The sequence below is a fragment of the Clostridium psychrophilum genome (genome assembly GCF_018861705.1).
GTDB classification, from domain to species: Bacteria; Bacillota; Clostridia; order Clostridiales; family Clostridiaceae; genus Clostridium_AD; species Clostridium_AD psychrophilum.
Map to the genome: position 1 here is coordinate 17,889 of NZ_JAHLEC010000013.1, position 18,347 is coordinate 36,235.

The following is an 18,347-nucleotide window of genomic DNA, read 5'->3' on the forward strand; positions in this document are numbered from 1 at the left end:
CATTGTATCAATAGATACTTTTTTTAATTAAAACAAAGAAACCACTATATCAAATTATAATGATTTCTAAGCTTCATAATATATACTATTTAACGACATTTCAAAAGGAAAGTCTCCCACTTCTATAAGTTAAGTTTAAATCTCCTTCTGAATTCGTTACAGCGACCTAGGAGATGATTTATCAGTATATAACTCAATTATCTTAAGTATTACTTCAACCGCTTTCTCCATAGCAAATGTAGGTATAAATTCATATTTTCCATGAAAATTATGTCCACCTGCAAATATATTTGGAGTTGGCAGTCCCATAAATGATAGTCTTGCGCCATCTGTACCACCTCTAATAGGTTGCATGATAGGCTTTATTCCTACTTCATTCATAGCCAAAAATGCAGTATCAACAATATGTTTAACTGGCTCTATTTTTTCTTTCATATTAAAATATTGATCCTTAACTTGAATATCTACTGTCCCCTGACCATATTTATCATTTAGTTCATCTGCTACATTCTTAATAAATGATTTTCTGGTTTCGAAGTTTTTATTATCAAAATCTCTTATAATATATTGAAGTTTTGTTTCCTCAACTTCACCATTAAGACTAATTAGATGATAAAATCCCTCGTAACCTTCCGTAGTCGCTGGTGTTTCATTTTGTGGCATAGAATTTATAAATTCGTTAGCTATAAGTAACGAGTGAATCATTTTACCTTTTGCTGAACCTGGATGAACATTTCTTCCATGAATGCAAATCTTTACTCCTGCAGCATTAAAATTTTCATACTCGAGTTCGCCAATAGTTCCTCCATCAATAGTGTATGCAAAATCCGCATCAAATTTTTTCACATCAAAAATATCCGCACCACGACCTATCTCCTCGTCCGGCGTAAATCCAATACGAATAGCACCATGTGGAACAAGTGGATTTTGCATTAAATATTCAACAGCCGCCATTATTTCTGAAACTCCAGCCTTGTCATCAGCTCCAAGTAATGTGGTTCCATCAGTAGTAATAATAGTTTTTCCAACATAGTCTTTTAATTCAGGAAAATCCTTTGGTGATAGTATTATATTCTTTTCTTCACTTAATATTATATCTTCGCCATCGTAATCGTAAACGAATTTAGCTTTAATATCTTTACCTGACATATCTGGAGAAGTATCCATATGCGCAATGAAACCTATAGTAGGTACATCCTTATTTACATTCGATGGAATTGTAGCCATTACATATCCATTATCATCTACGCTTACCTGTTTTATACCCATTGCTTTTAATTCACTAACTAATTCTAACGCAAGGACCATTTGCCCATTTGTACTTGGAACAGTAGTTGATTCCTCATTAGATTTAGTATCATAACTTATATACTTTAAAAATTTTTCTACAACTTTTGACATGTTCACATCCCCTTATATTTTTTAATATAATTTGTTATTCTTTTTTAAAAAAACTATCAATTAATTTTTCTGCCATTCTTTTTTGCAAATTAGCCTTATTTATAAGTAACAAAACCATTAGTATTAATTCTATTAACTCTCCATCTTCTTTTCCCATTTCATTAATTTTTGCTTTAATAAATTCACTGTCTTTATTTATGTCACGTGCAAACTCTTTATTTTGTACTTCTTTAATATCCAAAAAATCATTATATAAATCTTCTAATAGTATTTTTAGGCTTTTAGGAGCTTTTAAATCAATTATAGGATCAAATATTGTATTAATATCACTAATTGATATTGTTTGCTTCATATTATAAATAAGAGTCAGTAGAATAATATGCTCTTTAGTATATTTCTTGTTTTTTGCAGGCATCAAAACCTTTCCTTTAGTATAATTATTAATCATTGTTTTTGTAAGAATTTTATCTTCTTCATTTCTTTTAAGACTTCCCAACTTCTCATTAAAAAACGTTGTAACCTGATCCATATACAAATCCACACATGGTATTTCTACTATACTTATATCTTTTGACCCTATAATTTCTTCAACCAATTTATTAAGGCTTTCCTTGTTATAATTCATTAGTTCCTCACTCACCTCCATTTCATTTTCCATTCAAATATTCACAATAAGGAGCTATAGGACATATTTCACAGTTAGGTTTCCTAGCTTTACATATTTTTCGTCCATGCCATATAATAAAATGATGAGCATCACTCCACATTTTTTTAGGAATATTTTTCATAAGTTGTTGTTCAACTATTTCAACATTTTTACCTGATGCAAGCCCAATTCTATTGGATACCCTAAAAACATGAGTATCTACCGCAATTGCTGGAATACCGAAAGCATTAGATAAAACAACATTAGCAGTTTTTCTTCCAACCCCTGGGAGCTTTATTAGTTCTTCCATCGTATTGGGCACCTTCCCATTATGTTTTTCTAATATAATCTTTGTAGCACCTAAAATATTTTTGCTCTTATTATTATAAAATCCACAACTTTTAATTTTTTCACCTAATTGCATGGCAGACAAAGTAATCATAGATTCTGGCGTATTGTATTCCTTATACAACTGCTTTGCAATAATATTCACTCTTACATCTGTGCATTGAGCTGACAAAATCGTTGATACCAAAAGCTCATAATGTGATGTAAAATCCAGACCACACTTTGCCCCAGAATATGTTTCATTAAGAATATCTAACACTGTTTTAGTTCTTTTTTTATTCACATAAACACCTGCTTTTTACTAATATAATTATATATTCTAAAACTGTTAAGTTATCTTCTTCTTTTCATTTTTTTCCATAATTTATATAAAAATATTTTAAGATTTTAATATTTAATAAAAATACGCTGTTAACCTCATACATGGGTAAACAACGCATAGTATTAACTTTGAAATATTGACTTTAATTTTAAAATTTTTATATTTATTTACTCTATAGTATAATATTTATTCTATTATTTTTAATTACTTACAATCGGAGTATACACCTCTATATTTCTCTGGAAGCATCACAGCTATACTTGACATTATTTCATGCATAACCCTATCATAATAATCATTTCTATCTTCATCTTGATTTTTACTAGCAAGCGTAATAGGACCACCAATATTAATATTTACATCTGCATAATGGAACTTTTCTGATGCCATATCCTTATCATCAATTGGTAATAGGTTTTCCGTACCCCAAATAGCCATTGGAACAATTGTTGCCTTTGATAATTTAGCCATTAATATAAGGCCTCTTTTTCCCTCTATCATTTTGCCATTTCTACTTCTCGTTCCTTCAGGAAAAATCATAATGTTGTTACCTTGTTTTAGAGTATTAACAATTTTAGATATAGCTTCTTTATCTGCAGAATTAGGTTTTAATTGTATAGTTTTTGCAACGAAAAAGCCTAATTTAGTAAGTTTGTTGTCTGTTAACTTTACGCCAGCAACAAATGTTACATTGTTGTCTTTTAATAATTTATTCATAACTATACCATCTGCATTGCTTAAATGATTACATATAAAAATTATAGGAGATTTTATGTCTTTAATCGTCTCCATACCAGAAGTTTTAATGTTTGCATACTTATTAATGTATGAATCTATTAATTTATTTGCTATAAGTGATACAACTCTATCTGGAAAAAGTTCTATTATCTTTAACACCGTTTGCGAAAGCATCTAAATTCCACCTTTCATAAAAAATAACTATACAATTATTATAATTTGAAATGCTTTAAAAGTCTATAATAATAATCTCTTATATAAGGTGAAGTATCTCCCTTTGCACTTATAATTTTACTTTTTTCAATATAAATCGCACTAATTATTGCATTTCTTTTAATTATATTTTTGCCTCTCCACCCACATGAGGTTATTTTATACTTATCCTTAAATAACTTATTATCAATGTTCATTAAAACTTTCAAATCAATTTTTTCCATATATTCATAAGGTCTAAATTCTTTTATGGTACTAAATTTAATCTCTTTATTAAAAGGACATCCACTTTGACAAGTATCACAACCAAATATTCTGCCATTCAATTTATCAAACCAGCAGTCATCTATATCTTTTTTTTGAGTTATATAAGATAAACATGTATTTGCATTATTGTTTATTCCTAATTCACCCTCAACTATTGAATTTGTTGGGCATGATTCTAAACATATATTACAATTACCACAATTATTCTTTATAGGTGCATCAGGCTCTATTACTAAATCTGTTATAATTTCTCCTAAAAAAACATATGACCCATACTTCTGTGTTATTAAAGTATTGTTTTTCCCTATAAATCCTACTCCAGACATACTAGCAATATATCTCTCTGGTAATGAATTGCTATCCACCAAACTTATAGCTTTTGCACCCATGCCCTCAATAAATTTACAAATATTCTCCATGTACTTAGTTGTAACAATATGATAATCCCTGCTTTGCGTATATTTTGAAAAATATGTATTTTGATCTTTATCTAGATTGTATAAATAGGGAAATGCAATAGAAATTATAGTTTTCCCACCTAACATATATATAAATGGGTTTATCCTTTTATCTACTATCGGCTCTTCAAACTCATTTTCTAATCCCTGTTTTTTCCTTTTATTAAAATAAGGACTTAGCTCATGAAAAATTCTGCATTCGCTAAATCCTACTGCGTCTAACCCATTAATTTTGCAAAAGTTTATTATTTTTTCTTTATTACTCATATTGTCATTTCCTTTTATATTACCATATCATTATATATTTTTTTAGTATTCCCTGCATAGTCTTTAACTTCAATTATTGTCAATTTATTCACAAAAATAACTCTAGCAGGTATTCCTACAGCCGTTGCTTTTGGTAGTACATTTTTCAAAACTACAGCATTAGCGCCAATCTTACTACCAGTTCCTATTTCAATTGGGCCTAATATTTTTGCACCCGCCCCTACTATAACATCATTTCCTAATGTAGGATGTCTTTTACCTACATCCTTACCTGTTCCACCAAGTGTTACTCCTTGATACAATGTAACATTGTCTCCAATCTCTGTGGTCTCACCTATAACTATTCCTGTCCCATGATCTATAAATAGTCCTTTTCCTATTATTGCCCCTGGATGAATTTCTATTCCAGTAAAAAATCTAGCTGATTGAGATATAGACCTAGCCATGAAATATCGTTTATGATTATACAAAAAATGAGCTACTCTGTATATAATAATAGCATGAATGCACGGATATAATAATATTACTTCAATCCAGTTTTTAGCTGCTGGATCCTTTTCTAATATATTGTTAATATCATATTTTAACCTTTTAAACATATCAAAATTCCTCCTATAGATTTATAGTATGTAAATATCCAAATCTATATATTTGCATATAAATTTGGATATTCTTAAACACTCATACTAAGCACATTTAATAAATAAAAAATCAGTATGTTAACTTATCCTGATGTACCTTATTTATCTATAGAGTAGAAATAAATGTTTTAACCATCATAAAATTCTAGTCATATAACCCCATTGAAATATACTTTTCTCCTCCATCAGGTGCAACAGTAACAACTTTTTTACCCTTACCTAATTTTTTAGCAACTTTTATAGCTGCTGCAATATTAGCTCCTGTTGAGATTCCTACCAATATACCTTCTTCTTTTGCCATTCTTCTTGCTATATCGAAAGCCTCTTCATCAGTTATTTTTATTATTTCATCAACAACGCTGCTATCATATATATCTGGTGTAAAACCCGCTCCTATTCCTTGTATTTTATGTGGACCTGGTTCTCCTCCTGATAATACAGGTGATCTTGCTGGTTCAACTGCAACTATTTTAATGTCCTTATTAAATGCTTTTAATCTTTTGCCTACCCCAGTTATTGTTCCGCCAGTTCCTACTCCAGCTATAAAAACATTGACATCAGCTACATCACTAATAATTTCTTCTGCAGTAGTTGCATAATGTTTATCTGGATTTGCTATATTAACAAATTGTTGTGGTACAAAATAATCAGGTTTTCCCTCTGCTAATTCCTTAGCTTTATTTATAGCACCCTTCATTCCTTTTGAACCATCAGTAAGCACAAGTTGTGCTCCATATGCCTTAATTAAGTTTCTTCTTTCAACACTCATGCTGTCTGGCATTACAATAATTACATTATATCCCTTGATTCTTCCTATCATAGCCAAAGCTATTCCCATATTTCCGCTGGTTGGCTCAACTACAGTAAATCCTTCTTTTAGTACTCCGAGTTCCTCAGCTTTCTCTATCATTCCAAGTGCTGCTCTATCTTTTATACTTCCAGCTGGATTATATTTTTCTAGCTTTACATAAATATCAGCTATATCATCTTTTACTAACCTAGTTAATTTTAAAACAGGTGTTTTTCCTATCATATCTAAAACATTGTTAAACATCATAATAATATCCCTCCAATTTAAAATAAGTAATTTGCCTTAAAACGCTATCCATATTTAAACATTAGTACAATTTTCTAAAATGAAAAAGTGGCACATATCTAGTTATTAGTGTATTATTTAAATGATTTTTGGGTACAAAAAAAACTTCCTCAATTATTAGAGACGAAGTTTTGCTTCGTGGTCCCACTCTAAGTTATAATCACTAAAGTGATTATAAAGCCACTTTTTCAAGCACAACGTTATGCTCTATCGCTATAACGGGCGAACTCCGATGCAGCCTACTCAAGTCACAAATTTGTGACTATTTCGGTGCATAACTCCAAAGGGCACTTCATAAAAGTTTCCAATAAGAACCTTCTCAACTTTAGATTCTCTCTCTGTAAATTCTTCTTATATTACTTTCCTTTTTCTCAGTATTTTTTATTATTTCCTAGTATTTCAGTATGAATTACTTTTCTTAATTATATTCTTAAGATTAATATATGTCAATAGCATTTAAATTGTTTCTTTTTGGAATAACTTTTTTGTATGCTGAAAATTTATAATAAAAAAAGCTGTTAGAATTAAACTAACAGTTTCTTCTTATAATTTATATACATAAATAAGAAATTCAACCTACTATAGTCCAACTTTATTTGCATATTTTGAAGCATAAGTTCCTATATTGTAGCTTTGTTTTACCACATTTTCAGGATGGTCATACCCGTTAACCACAGCTCCACAAGCAAAAATTCCCTTTATGTTAGTATCAAATTTTTCATTTAACTCAACTTGTCCGGTTGATGAATTAACAAGTATATTGACTTGTTTCGCTAATTCATTATCAGGATATAAATCTACAGACAAAAGCAATGAATCACAAGAAATATACTCATCACTATCTTTAATAACTTTGTTATCACTATCTAACTCTACAAGAGTAACACCTTCAATTCTACCTTTACCCTGAATAGAAATCACCTTATGTTTCATCCTAAGTGGTATATCGAAATCACTAAGAGAATCACTAAGTTTTTTATCTTTTGCATCAATAAACTCTTTATTTTCAACTACAGCCTTGACATTCGCCCCTTCAATTGTAAGTCTTCTAGCTACTATTAGTGCTAAATCTCCTGTGCCTGATATAACTATTTCTTTACCTGGCATATAACCCTCAATATTTATAAACTTTTGTGCACACCCCACGGTATAAATACCTGCGCACCTACTGCCAGGTAGATTCGAAAATCCTCTTGGTCTCTCTCTACACCCAGAAGCAATTATTATAGCTTTAGCTCCAATTCTAAAAGTTCCATCAATGGAATTCACTGCGTTAATTTCTTTAGTTTTATTTAAATTCAAAACCGTAGTATTTAGCTTATATTGAATATTTAGTTCATTAACTTTATCTACATATTTCTGTACAAATTCTGGTGCTGTCAAATTTTCATTAAAAATATTGTTACCAAAACCATTATGGATACACTGATTTAAGGCTCCTCCTAATCGTTTTTCTCTTTCTAAAATTAAGATATTGCCTTTACAGTGTTCTTTAGCTGAAATAGCAGCTGAAAGGCCTGCTGGCCCTCCGCCAATAACTACTATGTCATATGTATACATTGCATACCCTCCAGTTGCAAGACATCTTTATAATATTGTCTCAAATAGATGCCTAATCATAAATTTAATAAAAAAACATAAAAACCTGTGAAATTAATTTCACAGGTTAAGTTTGGCAGGGATAGTAGGGCTCGAACCTACAATCAATGGTTTTGGAGACCACTACTCTACCAATTGAGCCATATCCCTATATTAACTTTTTAATAAAAATGGCAGGGGTAGTAGGGCTCGAACCTACAACCAATGGTTTTGGAGACCACTACTCTACCAACTGAGCTATACCCCTAAAATACATTTATATTATATCATGCAATTCAAAAAAATGCAATATTTTTTCTTGCTCCCGTTTATTAAGAAACACGGAATAACTATATCATTCCATGTTTCCTGTTTTCTAATATTTATTCCACTATAACAAGTTTATTGTACTTTAAAACCCGCAACTTTTATCTTTTCAACTATTCCTTCAAAATTTGAGGTCTTAAGTCTTAAAATAATTTCTTTGACCTCTGTAAGACTTTTAGGATCTATAACTACAAAACTAATTATGTCGCCTTTATTTTCTGTTATTATTTTTGTAAGTTTAGAGATTTGACCTTGTATATCATAAGATATAACAGCTAATCTTTTTCCTTTATCAGCTCCAAACAATTCAGTGAATTGATGAAATATAGCATTATGTGTAACTATGCCTACAAACTCACCATTATTATCCACTACAGCAACAAATGAAACACTTTTTGTTTCTAGCAGATGCACTGCTTCTTCCACTTGTCGCATTGGATCAATAACTGGTACATTTGTCCTCATTACATCTTCAACTACAAAATCAGTTAGCAAACAACTTTTGTCAATACTTTTTTCATAAAAATAAGCATAAATTTTTTCTTTTGAAATAGCTCCATAAAACTTATTGCCCTCAACCACAGGAACTGATAAAAATTTATTTTTTTTCATAATTTCTAGAGCTTTACCTATTGTTACCTTTGGTGTTACCGTAGTTAATTTTCCTTTTAACAACATCAAATTCTTGACAAACATTTTCTTGCCTCCTTAACTTAAGTGTATATTATTATTATACCTTATTTTGTAATTTAAGTATAACCAATTGTCTTAATTTTAAAAAATATTTTACATGTTTATTTAAAAAAATATTTATGTTGCATACAAACTCCTATATTACCTTTTCTTTTTTTAGAATTTAGGATAAAATATTTAATGAGGTGAAACTTATGGAATACACAGTAACTACAGTAGACGAAACTTATAAAATAGGAGAATTAATAGGATCACTTGTAAATCCAGGTGACATAATTTGTTTGATTGGTGACTTAGGCACTGGTAAAACTCATTTAACAAAAGGAATTGCTAAAGGCTTAGATATTAAAGACAATATTACAAGCCCTACTTTTACGATTGTAAATGAATATACAGGAAGATTAAAATTATATCATTTTGATGTATATAGGGTAAACGACCCTGATGAAATAGCAGCCATAGGCTTTGATGAATATATATTTAGTGATGGGGTTAGTATCATTGAATGGGCTAATTATATTGAAGAACTAATTCCGCCTAACAAACTAACCATTACTATAGAAAAACTACCCAAACTTGGGGATAATTATAGGAAAATTAACATTGAATATTCAGATAAAAGATATGATTACATAAAGGAGATTAAACTATGAAAATTTTAAGTTTAGATTCTGCTACACAATCAGCAACTTGTGCAATTCTCGATGACAATAAAGTACTTGGTGAAATTACATTTAATTATAAAAAACAACACTCTCAAATACTTATGCCAATAATTGATGAATTATTTAGCAATACAGAAATGAATATAGATGATATTGATGCATTTGTAGTCTCTAAGGGGCCTGGTTCATTTACCGGTCTTAGAATAGGTATGGCCACTATCAAAGGATTAAGTCAAGGTACCAAGAAACCTTTTGTGACTGTATCTACATTGGATTCTTTAGCATATAACTTAGCATATACTGACGGAATTATTTGTCCAATACTAGATGCTTTAAGAGATAATGTTTATACAGCCTTATATACTTTCAAAAATTTTGAGCTTGTTCGCATTAATGACTACGCTAATATTTCTATAAATGAATTAATAAACATTCTTAAAGAAAAAGATTGTAATATTTCCTTTGTTGGAGATGGAACCATAAAATTCAAAGAAAGACTTACTGCTAGTTTACCAAAGGTATGCTTTGCACCCGCTCATTTAAATTTAGCTAAAGCATCATCTCTCGGAGAATTAGGTCTTAAACTTTTATCTAATGGAACATTCGACAATTTATATGATTCTGTGCCTATTTACCTTAGACAACCTCAAGCCGAGCGTGAGTACGAAGAAAAAATGAGGCAAAAGAAAAATGAATAACGATTTGAAAATTTATCCAATGGATTCATCATCTATTAAATATATACTCAATATTAGTGATCTAAGCTTCCCTATTTCGTGGAGTTTGGAGTCACTTCAAAGTGAACTAGATAATAAATTTGCTAAATATGTTGTACTAAAAATGGGAAATACTATAGTAGGTTATGGTGGAATGTGGCTTATTCTAGATGAGGCTCATGTTACTAATATTGCGATTCACCCGGAGGCTCGTGGTCATGGAGGTGGAAACATAATTGTGGAAGCTTTATTTAGGCTCTGTAGAAAACATAAAATCATAGGTATAACCTTAGAAGTTAGAAGTTCAAATTTTGTAGCCATAAACCTATATGAAAAATATGGTTTTGAAAAAGAAGGTCTTAGGAGCCATTATTATGAAGATAATGGCGAAGATGCAATAATTATGTGGAACCGACACTTATAATATACCAAATACACAAAAACTAATATAAAAACGGACACCTGCTTGAACTGACCTCTGTCAAGTAGACAGGTTAAATAATTAAAAGAGTATAAGTTGATGCGACCACTTTATTGGTCGCATTTCTTATGCACTTTGTCTCTGTTTCTTCTTTTCTAATTCTGCCTTATAGGCTTGTATTCGTTTGTTATCTGGTATCGGATATTGAAGCGGCTGTTTACTATTAAATGCTGCCTTTCGAACCTCTATAGGTGCTAAATTGTTAAAGCGTTCCTGATACCTGTAATTATTATAATAGTCTATATATTCTTCTATCGCATGGCGTAATTCGTTCTCGTTACAAAACTCCGAGACGTAATACATTTCTGCTTTAATAATCCCCCAGAATCCTTCTGTCGGTCCATTGTCAATACAGCATCCAACTCTAGACATTGACTGCGTCATACCTTGCTCTTTCAGTTTCTTTTGGAATACTTTGCTTGTATATTGAAATCCTCTGTCACTGTGAAAAAGCGGTGTGCCCTTTGGATTATGGGTTAATGCTAAATCATAAGTATCAAATACCAATTTATTATCATTTCGATTACTTAGAACATATGACACAACAGATTTGTCATAAAAATCAAGTATTGCACTTAGATATACTTTCTTATTACTCATTGGAACCTTAAATTCTGTTACATCAGTTCCCCATTTCTCATTAGGTTTCGTTGCCTCAAATTCTCTATGCAAAACATTTTCTGCCGTAGTTTGTGGTGTTGAATGACGATATGGTTTTCTTTTCTTTCGTATTACAGATTTTACTCCAAGTACACGCATAATTCGCTGAATACGACGCTTACTGTAATGCTTGTTTTTATCTCTGTTAATGTAATTACGCATTCTTCGATAGCCCAAGGTGTGCTTAAATTTTTCATGGTATTCTTTTATCCATAAGACAAGCTGTTCATTTTCTACTTCATTAGCTGGTTTATCCCGATGAATCCATTTATAATAACCAGCACGTGAAATATTCAATTGTTTGCACATCCAAAGTATATCCCATTCCTTTTCTTGTTTAAAATACTGCACAGCAAGATATTTGGGTTCCAGTTTTCCTTTGGCTAGAATCGCCTCCTTTCGAATTCTTTCACTTTTTTTAACAGTTCTACCGACATATCACTTTCTTCAAGTTGGCGCCTTAGACGTTTGTTTTCTCTGCGAAGCTTGTCTAATTCATCAACTTCCTCATCTGATTTATGACGACCACGTTTATCAGAGAGACCTTCTTCACCTGTAGTATCATATTTACATACCCAACTATAGACTTGACTATAGGAAACATCATATTTTTCAGCTGTTCCTTTATAATCTCTTTTATTAGAAATACAGTACTCCACGATTTCTTTACGTTCTGCAACCGTTGTTTTTCTTCTTGCACTAGCCATATAGACCTCCTGTTTCGGATTATAATCCTTAAGTTCTATATCGCTATTATACTTCTTTATCCAGTTCTGTAAAAGACTATGTCCAGGAATGCCATATCTAGCTGATAACTCTGAAAATGAACCTACACCACTTAGATATTCTTTAACAACCATCAATTTAAACTCGTTTGTATATGAGCGATTGAACCTTCTTGTTAATAGAGAATCCGCCCCTTGATTGTTATACGCAGCGATCCAGTCGAAAATACTTTGTTTACTTTTTATAGTCAAGTCATTCATTATTTCAGATATACATCGAATACCATTAAGATAATCTTCGACTGCAGTTACTTTTTCTTCAGCTGTACATTTGGCTTTTCTTCCCATAAAAAATACCTCCAAAGTAGATTTGGTTATTTACCGTGTCTACTTTAGAGGTATCATATCAGCTTTGAGGGTGTCCGTTTTTATATTAGTTTATTATCTTATCAATTAATAATTTTGTTGTCTATTTTTCTTTTTATATTTACTGTCCATGTGCTCTTTATGAAGTATAGGCGAAACACTTTTATATAAAGCTAAAGTCATTGCTGATATTATTATTCCTTTAAAAAGATTGAAAGGAACAATCATCCATATAACGAATGAATTTAGATCATTTATGTTATGGTTTAATTTTGACCCCATCCCTACCACAGCAGATATTGGGAATCCTAGTACTGTCTCATATAATGGTAATATTACAAAATAGTTTAATATGGCTGCAAACATTGACATACAAACTACTCCTATTAATAAACCTACAATAGCTCCTTTCTTACTTTTTCTAACCTTATATATATATCCAGATACTAATATTAAACATGATCCTACTAAAAAATTTGCAAGTTCTCCTATGAATGCAGTTTTACTAGCAAGCATTCCATGTAATATGTTCTTAAATAGTTCAATTATAACCCCAGCTACTGGCCCTAAAGCAAAAGCTCCTAGAAGTGCTGGTAAATCACTAATATCTATTTTTAAAAATTCAGGAAATATTGGTATCGGTAATTCAATATACATTAAAAGAAAGGCCATAACAGCTAAAAGTGAAATTTTGATAAGTCTTACAAGTTTTTCGTTTCTCATTTTTATACCCCCTAATTAAATATATCTTCTAGTGATGGATATAATAAAAGCCCTGACATTTAACTAATGCCAGGGCGAATTCATATATATATCGCATCTTCTTTCATCCAGACTTTACTGTCGGCTTCGGGATCTAACCGAATCTGCCTTTCGGCTCGCGGGCTTTACCGCCGGTGGGGAATTCCGCCCCGCCCTGAAGACTATTAAATTTTATTTTCATAATTTGATTATATATACTTATTTCGTAAAAAGCAAGATATTATTTTCTAATTTTTCATTGATAATGATATTCTTTTTCTTTTCTCATCAACATCTAGCACACTAACCTCAACTATATCTCCAACCTTTACCACATCCAATGGATGTCTTACAAATTTATTCGACAGTTGGCTTATATGTACTAAACCATCCTGATGGACTCCAATATCAACAAAAGCTCCAAAATCAGATACATTTCTAACCGTACCCATAAGCTTCATTCCCGGTTTAAGATTAGCCATTTGAACTACTCCTGTTTTAAGTATTGGTTTCGGCAATTCTTCTCTTGGATCTCTACCTGGCTTTTTGATTTCTTTAATTATATCTCTAAGAGTTGGAGCGCCTGTTTCTAATTTCTCAGCTAGCTCACTAAAATTAATATCTTTTATCCGTTCATCCATATCCTTAAAATTTAAAGATTTAAGATCATTTTTTGAATAATTTAGGAATTCCAATAATTTTTTAGTAGCATTATATGACTCGGGATGAATTGAGGTGTTATCTAAAACCTCTTTACTTTCCATAACCCTTAAAAATCCTGCACATTGTTCATATGCTTTTGCCCCTAATCTTTTTACCTTTAGTAATTCCTTTCTTGCCTTAAATTTACCATTTTCCTCTCTATATGCTACAATATTTTGGGCTATAGTAGTATTTATACCAGATATATAAGACAATAACGAAGGCGTTGCAATATTAAGATCTACGCCAACAGCATTAACACAATCTTCAACTACCCCTTTTAAAGATTCATCAAGTTTTTTAGGTGGAACATCATGTTGATATTGTCCAACCCCAATTGCTTTGGGGTCAATTTTTACAAGTTCTACTAATGGATCTTGAAGTCTTCGTCCAATAGAAATTGCTCCCCTAATAGATACATCTATGTTTGGATATTCCTTAGATGCAAGCTCTGATGCTGAATAAACAGATGCACCAGCTTCTGAAACTATAACATAATATAAATCTCTCGAACATTCTTGTTTTAGTTCTGTAATAATTCTAGCAAGTATTTCTTCAGATTCACGACTAGCAGTTCCATTACCAAGTGATACTACTTCTACATTATGTTTAATTACAAGTTTTTTAATAGTATCTATAGATTTTTCAACACCATCTTTACTACCAGCAGTAGCGTATACAGTAGCCATATCCAAAACCTTACCAGTGTCATCAAGTACTGCTATTTTGCATCCTGTTCTAAATCCAGGGTCAAATCCAAGAACAACTTTCCCTTTTATAGGTGATTGCATCAACAATGCCTTTAGATTAGCTTTAAATATCTCAATGGCACTAGTTTCACCTTTTTCTGTTAATTCTGATCTAATTTCTCTTTCAATCGATGGGAAAATAAGTCTTTTCACAGAATCAATGATGCTTAGTTCTATATACTTATCTGTTTCATTGTTTCCTTTTAAACATTTAGTTCTTAGATACTCAATAATCTTATCATTATCAGCCTTAATTTTAACAGAAAGTATCTTACTACTTTCTCCTCTATTTATAGCAAGAATTCTATGTGGTGGTATAGTTCTAATTCCTTCTTTATATTCATAATACATTTCAAATGGAGTTGTCTCATCAGAGCTACCCTTAGTTTCTACACTTCCATAATTGTGTACTTGCGCCCTAATCCACTTTCTATAATCTGCCTCGTCTGAAATCATTTCACTAATAATATCTCCTGCACCTTGAAGTGCATCTGTAGCACTGCCAACTCCATTTTCTTCATTTATGAATGTTTGTGCATACTCATTTATATCGGTTTTAAGCTCACCAGAAGCAATAATTTCTGCAAGAGGCTTAAGCCCTCTTTCAATTGCAATTATGGCTCTTGTTCTTTTCTTAGGCTTAAATGGCCTATATATATCTTCTATCTCGGTAAGTGTCTCACATTTATTTATTGATTTTTCAATTTCATCTGTTAATTTTTCTTGTTCACCTATAAGACGTATTACATCTGATTTTCTTTCCTCTAAATTTCTAAGATATATAAGTCTCTCAGTAAAATTTCTAAGTATTATATCATCAAGTCCACCAGTTCTTTCTTTTCTATATCTAGCTATAAAAGGAACTGTATTCCCTTCATCTAATAATTGAATTACACTTTCTGCTTGCTTTATAGTTATATCAAACTCTTTAATTAATCTACTATTTATATTTTCCATATATTTTGGCTATCTATGCTCATCAAATTGAAATAAATATCATAATGTATATTAGTTTATTTATTATCATATGATTAATAGCCAATCCTCCTCACATAATTTGTATTTCAGATTTTACCAACTAAAATCAATATATTTAATCATACCACGAATTTAATCTTCATATCTATTAAAATATAGAAATTTATAGGAGTAATGTAATAAAAAAGTTAATATATTCCTGTTTCTTAACTTTTTTTCTTTTATTACTATTTTATAGCCCTCCCTTTTATTATAAACTACATAGATCTTGCACCTCTAATTGGACTTTTATATTCAAAATAACGTAATATCAGGGGGTATTACAATTGTTTAAATAATTGTTTCTTGACATATTATTATTTTTATTCTATGATTAATTTAAAGTGCCCTATTATTACAAGTGAATATACCAACTATAAAGAAAAGCATCCATGTAAATCATGTCTTTTCGTAGATATATATTATATCAACTAGGGTGGTACCACCGATTACACTCGGTCTCTTTTCGGGATGCGGGTTTTTTTGTATTTATTTTTAAATGTTTTATTAAATAGGAGGAAAATAATTATGGCAAAGCAGAAGAAATTTGTAGAATCTATTACTTCTATGGAAGTAGATTTTGCAAAATGGTATACCGATATTGTAAAAAAAGCAGAACTTGCTGATTATGCCAGCGTCAAAGGTTGTATGGTAATTAGGCCTTATGGTTATGCAATATGGGAAAATATTCAGAACATATTAGATCGCATGTTTAAGGATACAGGACACGAAAATGTATATATGCCAATGTTAATTCCTGAAAGTTTACTTAATAAGGAAAAGGATCATGTTAAAGGCTTTGCACCAGAAGTTGCTTGGGTTACACACGGAGGAAATGAGCTACTCACAGAGAGGCTTTGCGTGAGACCTACCTCAGAAACATTATTTTGTGATCACTATGCAAAAATAATTCAATCTTACAATGATCTTCCTAAATTATATAATCAATGGTGTTCTGTTGTAAGATGGGAAAAAACTACAAGACCTTTTCTTAGAAATTCAGAATTTTTATGGCAGGAAGGTCATACTGCTCATGCAACTGAAGCAGAGGCAAAAGAAGAGACCCTTAAAATGCTTAATATATACGCTAAATTTTGTGAGGAAACCCTTGCTATTCCAGTTATAAAAGGTAAGAAAACAGAAAAAGAAAAATTTGCTGGAGCAAGTGAAACATATACAATTGAAAGTTTAATGCATGATGGTAAGGCACTACAATGTGGAACTTCTCATAATTTTGGAGATGGTTTTGCTAAAGCCTTTAATATTCAATATACAGATAAAACTGGTAAACTTGCTTATGTTCACCAAACTTCTTGGGGAATGTCTACAAGGATTATTGGTGCTTTAATTATGGTTCATGGAGATGATAGTGGTTTAGTACTTCCACCAGCTATAGCACCTATTCAACTTATGATTGTTCCAATTGCACAACATAAAGAAGGCGTAATTGAAAAAGCAACAGAGCTTAAAAATATGTTATCAAAAATTGCTAGAGTAAAAATAGATATCAGTGATAAAATGGCTGGATGGAAATTCAGCGAGTATGAAATGAAAGGTGTTCCACTCCGCCTAGAAGTTGGTCCAAAAGATATAGAAAAGAATCAAGTGGTCTTAGTAAGACGAGATACACGTGAGAAGATATTTGTTCCAATGGCTGAACTAGAAGCAAAAGTTCCAGAAATTTTAATAGATATTCAAAAATCTTTATTTGAGAAAGCTAAAGAATCACAATCTAAAAAAACCTTCAATGCTAAAACCGTTGAAGAATTAAAAGAGCTTCTTGATAAAACTTTAGGATTTGTTTACGCTCCATGGTGTGGAGAACTCGCTTGCGAGGAGAAAGTAAAAGAAGTTGCCGGCGCAACATCTAGATGTATGCCATTTGAGCAACCAGATGAAAAAGGTGTTTGCTTATGTTGTGGTAAACCAGCTAAAGCTAACGTTATCTGGGGAAGAGCATATTAAATCATCACCTGGATCGTTATATTATAAAAAATAAAAGCTTATCGAACAGATGCTATTTGTTCGATAAGCTTTTATAGTTTTTTTCATGCAAATTTTTCAACTGTGTTTTTTTAGATTTTAAATAATATGTTATTGCGCCTGCTATAGCAAATATAAGTAAGCATAATAATATAATGCTTGCCAAACAAATTAAATTCAGCATTTTTAATATTTCAATTTCTGGCATATACATTCATCTCCCAAATAATATGTATTTGAAATTATATCCATTAAAATATTTTTTATCCATATTTGTAATCATATTATATTATTTTCTTGTTATATATTTATAAAAATATACTTAAGTTAAAATTATAATTACTTATTATACATTAATGATATAAGTCAATACTTCAATGTTTTGCACTCTATAAATGACTTTAATGATATACATACAACAAAAAATTCATTGAGTATAATATAAAATTATAGTAAACCGAAAAAAACACCTGGATTTCCAGATGTTTTTTAATATATTTTGAGAAATGTAAGCATTGTCAGCTTTGATATTTTTATTAATGTAATT

At 30.9% G+C, this 18,347-nt stretch carries 18 protein-coding genes, 2 tRNA genes, 1 riboswitch and 1 other annotated feature; of the genes, 4 read left to right on the top strand and 16 right to left on the bottom strand.

Translation table 11 applies throughout. From position 1 onward, the window contains the following. Window positions 1-156: 156 nt before the first annotated feature. From pepT to KPL38_RS04810, 11 genes are all read right to left on the bottom strand, one after another. On the bottom strand, window positions 157-1,401 hold the full coding sequence (gene pepT / locus KPL38_RS04760; protein WP_216287695.1) for a peptidase T: 1,245 nt from the start codon (window positions 1,399-1,401) through the stop codon (window positions 157-159). Between the two features lie 34 nt (window positions 1,402-1,435). Further along, window positions 1,436-2,059: a DUF1836 domain-containing protein gene (locus KPL38_RS04765; protein ID WP_246577813.1), complete on the bottom strand. Its 624-nt coding sequence runs from the start codon at window positions 2,057-2,059 to the stop codon at window positions 1,436-1,438. Then, window positions 2,049-2,678, bottom strand: a complete 630-nt coding sequence (gene nth, locus KPL38_RS04770; protein WP_216287696.1) for an endonuclease III — start codon at window positions 2,676-2,678, stop codon at window positions 2,049-2,051. The genes KPL38_RS04765 and nth overlap by 11 nt, the downstream gene beginning before the upstream one ends. A gap of 243 nt (window positions 2,679-2,921) precedes the next feature. Next, on the bottom strand, window positions 2,922-3,629 hold the full coding sequence (locus KPL38_RS04775; RefSeq protein WP_216287699.1) for a lysophospholipid acyltransferase family protein: 708 nt from the start codon (window positions 3,627-3,629) through the stop codon (window positions 2,922-2,924). A 38-nt stretch (window positions 3,630-3,667) separates the two neighbouring features. After that, window positions 3,668-4,660 carry a tRNA epoxyqueuosine(34) reductase QueG gene (gene queG, locus KPL38_RS04780; protein WP_216287701.1) on the bottom strand — a complete coding sequence of 331 codons (993 nt, stop codon included), beginning with the start codon at window positions 4,658-4,660 and terminating at the stop codon, window positions 3,668-3,670. Between the two features lie 14 nt (window positions 4,661-4,674). Further along, window positions 4,675-5,259, bottom strand: a complete 585-nt coding sequence (gene epsC / locus KPL38_RS04785; protein ID WP_216287703.1) for a serine O-acetyltransferase EpsC — start codon at window positions 5,257-5,259, stop codon at window positions 4,675-4,677. 187 nt (window positions 5,260-5,446) lie between these two features. Further along, a complete protein-coding gene (cysK, locus tag KPL38_RS04790) occupies window positions 5,447-6,358 on the bottom strand; it encodes a cysteine synthase A (RefSeq protein ID WP_216287705.1) in 912 nt (303 codons plus the stop codon). A gap of 155 nt (window positions 6,359-6,513) precedes the next feature. Beyond that, window positions 6,514-6,779: a binding site (T-box leader), on the bottom strand. Window positions 6,780-6,976: 197 nt separating this feature from the next. Then, window positions 6,977-7,957: an NAD(P)/FAD-dependent oxidoreductase gene (locus KPL38_RS04795; protein ID WP_216287707.1), complete on the bottom strand. Its 981-nt coding sequence runs from the start codon at window positions 7,955-7,957 to the stop codon at window positions 6,977-6,979. Window positions 7,958-8,070: 113 nt separating this feature from the next. Then, a tRNA-Trp gene (locus tag KPL38_RS04800) sits at window positions 8,071-8,146 on the bottom strand. Between the two features lie 21 nt (window positions 8,147-8,167). Then, window positions 8,168-8,243, bottom strand: a tRNA-Trp gene (locus tag KPL38_RS04805). A 134-nt stretch (window positions 8,244-8,377) separates the two neighbouring features. Further along, entirely contained in the window at window positions 8,378-8,998 is a 621-nt protein-coding gene (locus KPL38_RS04810; RefSeq protein WP_216287710.1) for a CBS domain-containing protein, read from the bottom strand. 191 nt (window positions 8,999-9,189) lie between these two features. Between KPL38_RS04810 and tsaE the strand changes: the two genes are divergently transcribed. Genes tsaE through rimI form a run of 3 tightly spaced genes read left to right on the top strand, consistent with a single transcriptional unit; the run spans window position 9,190 to window position 10,800 of the window. After that, entirely contained in the window at window positions 9,190-9,648 is a 459-nt protein-coding gene (tsaE, locus tag KPL38_RS04815) for a tRNA (adenosine(37)-N6)-threonylcarbamoyltransferase complex ATPase subunit type 1 TsaE (protein WP_216287713.1), read from the top strand. After that, the gene (gene tsaB, locus KPL38_RS04820) at window positions 9,645-10,358 is read left to right on the top strand and encodes a tRNA (adenosine(37)-N6)-threonylcarbamoyltransferase complex dimerization subunit type 1 TsaB (RefSeq protein ID WP_216287715.1); all 714 of its coding nucleotides are present in this window, start codon (window positions 9,645-9,647) and stop codon (window positions 10,356-10,358) included. The genes tsaE and tsaB overlap by 4 nt, the downstream gene beginning before the upstream one ends. After that, window positions 10,351-10,800 carry a ribosomal protein S18-alanine N-acetyltransferase gene (gene rimI, locus KPL38_RS04825; protein ID WP_216287717.1) on the top strand — a complete coding sequence of 150 codons (450 nt, stop codon included), beginning with the start codon at window positions 10,351-10,353 and terminating at the stop codon, window positions 10,798-10,800. The genes tsaB and rimI overlap by 8 nt, the downstream gene beginning before the upstream one ends. A gap of 123 nt (window positions 10,801-10,923) precedes the next feature. Here rimI and KPL38_RS04830 read toward each other — a convergent pair whose 3' ends face one another. From KPL38_RS04830 to KPL38_RS04845, 4 genes are all read right to left on the bottom strand, one after another. Further along, the gene (locus KPL38_RS04830) at window positions 10,924-11,868 is read right to left on the bottom strand and encodes an IS3 family transposase (protein ID WP_312884151.1); all 945 of its coding nucleotides are present in this window, start codon (window positions 11,866-11,868) and stop codon (window positions 10,924-10,926) included. A gap of 32 nt (window positions 11,869-11,900) precedes the next feature. Further along, on the bottom strand, window positions 11,901-12,590 hold the full coding sequence (locus KPL38_RS04835; RefSeq protein WP_216287719.1) for a helix-turn-helix domain-containing protein: 690 nt from the start codon (window positions 12,588-12,590) through the stop codon (window positions 11,901-11,903). A 105-nt stretch (window positions 12,591-12,695) separates the two neighbouring features. Then, window positions 12,696-13,331: an ECF transporter S component gene (locus KPL38_RS04840; protein ID WP_216287724.1), complete on the bottom strand. Its 636-nt coding sequence runs from the start codon at window positions 13,329-13,331 to the stop codon at window positions 12,696-12,698. Between the two features lie 91 nt (window positions 13,332-13,422). Further along, window positions 13,423-13,536, bottom strand: a riboswitch (FMN riboswitch). Window positions 13,537-13,597: 61 nt separating this feature from the next. Further along, the gene (locus tag KPL38_RS04845; RefSeq protein ID WP_216287726.1) at window positions 13,598-15,757 is read right to left on the bottom strand and encodes a Tex family protein; all 2,160 of its coding nucleotides are present in this window, start codon (window positions 15,755-15,757) and stop codon (window positions 13,598-13,600) included. A gap of 588 nt (window positions 15,758-16,345) precedes the next feature. Between KPL38_RS04845 and proS the strand changes: the two genes are divergently transcribed. Next, window positions 16,346-17,782 (top strand): proline--tRNA ligase, encoded by a 1,437-nt coding sequence (proS, locus tag KPL38_RS04850; RefSeq protein ID WP_216287728.1) that lies wholly within the window; start codon window positions 16,346-16,348, stop codon window positions 17,780-17,782. A gap of 52 nt (window positions 17,783-17,834) precedes the next feature. Here the strand turns inward: proS and KPL38_RS04855 are convergent, their stop codons facing one another. Further along, entirely contained in the window at window positions 17,835-18,008 is a 174-nt protein-coding gene (locus tag KPL38_RS04855) for a hypothetical protein (protein ID WP_216287730.1), read from the bottom strand. Window positions 18,009-18,347: the final 339 nt, after the last annotated feature.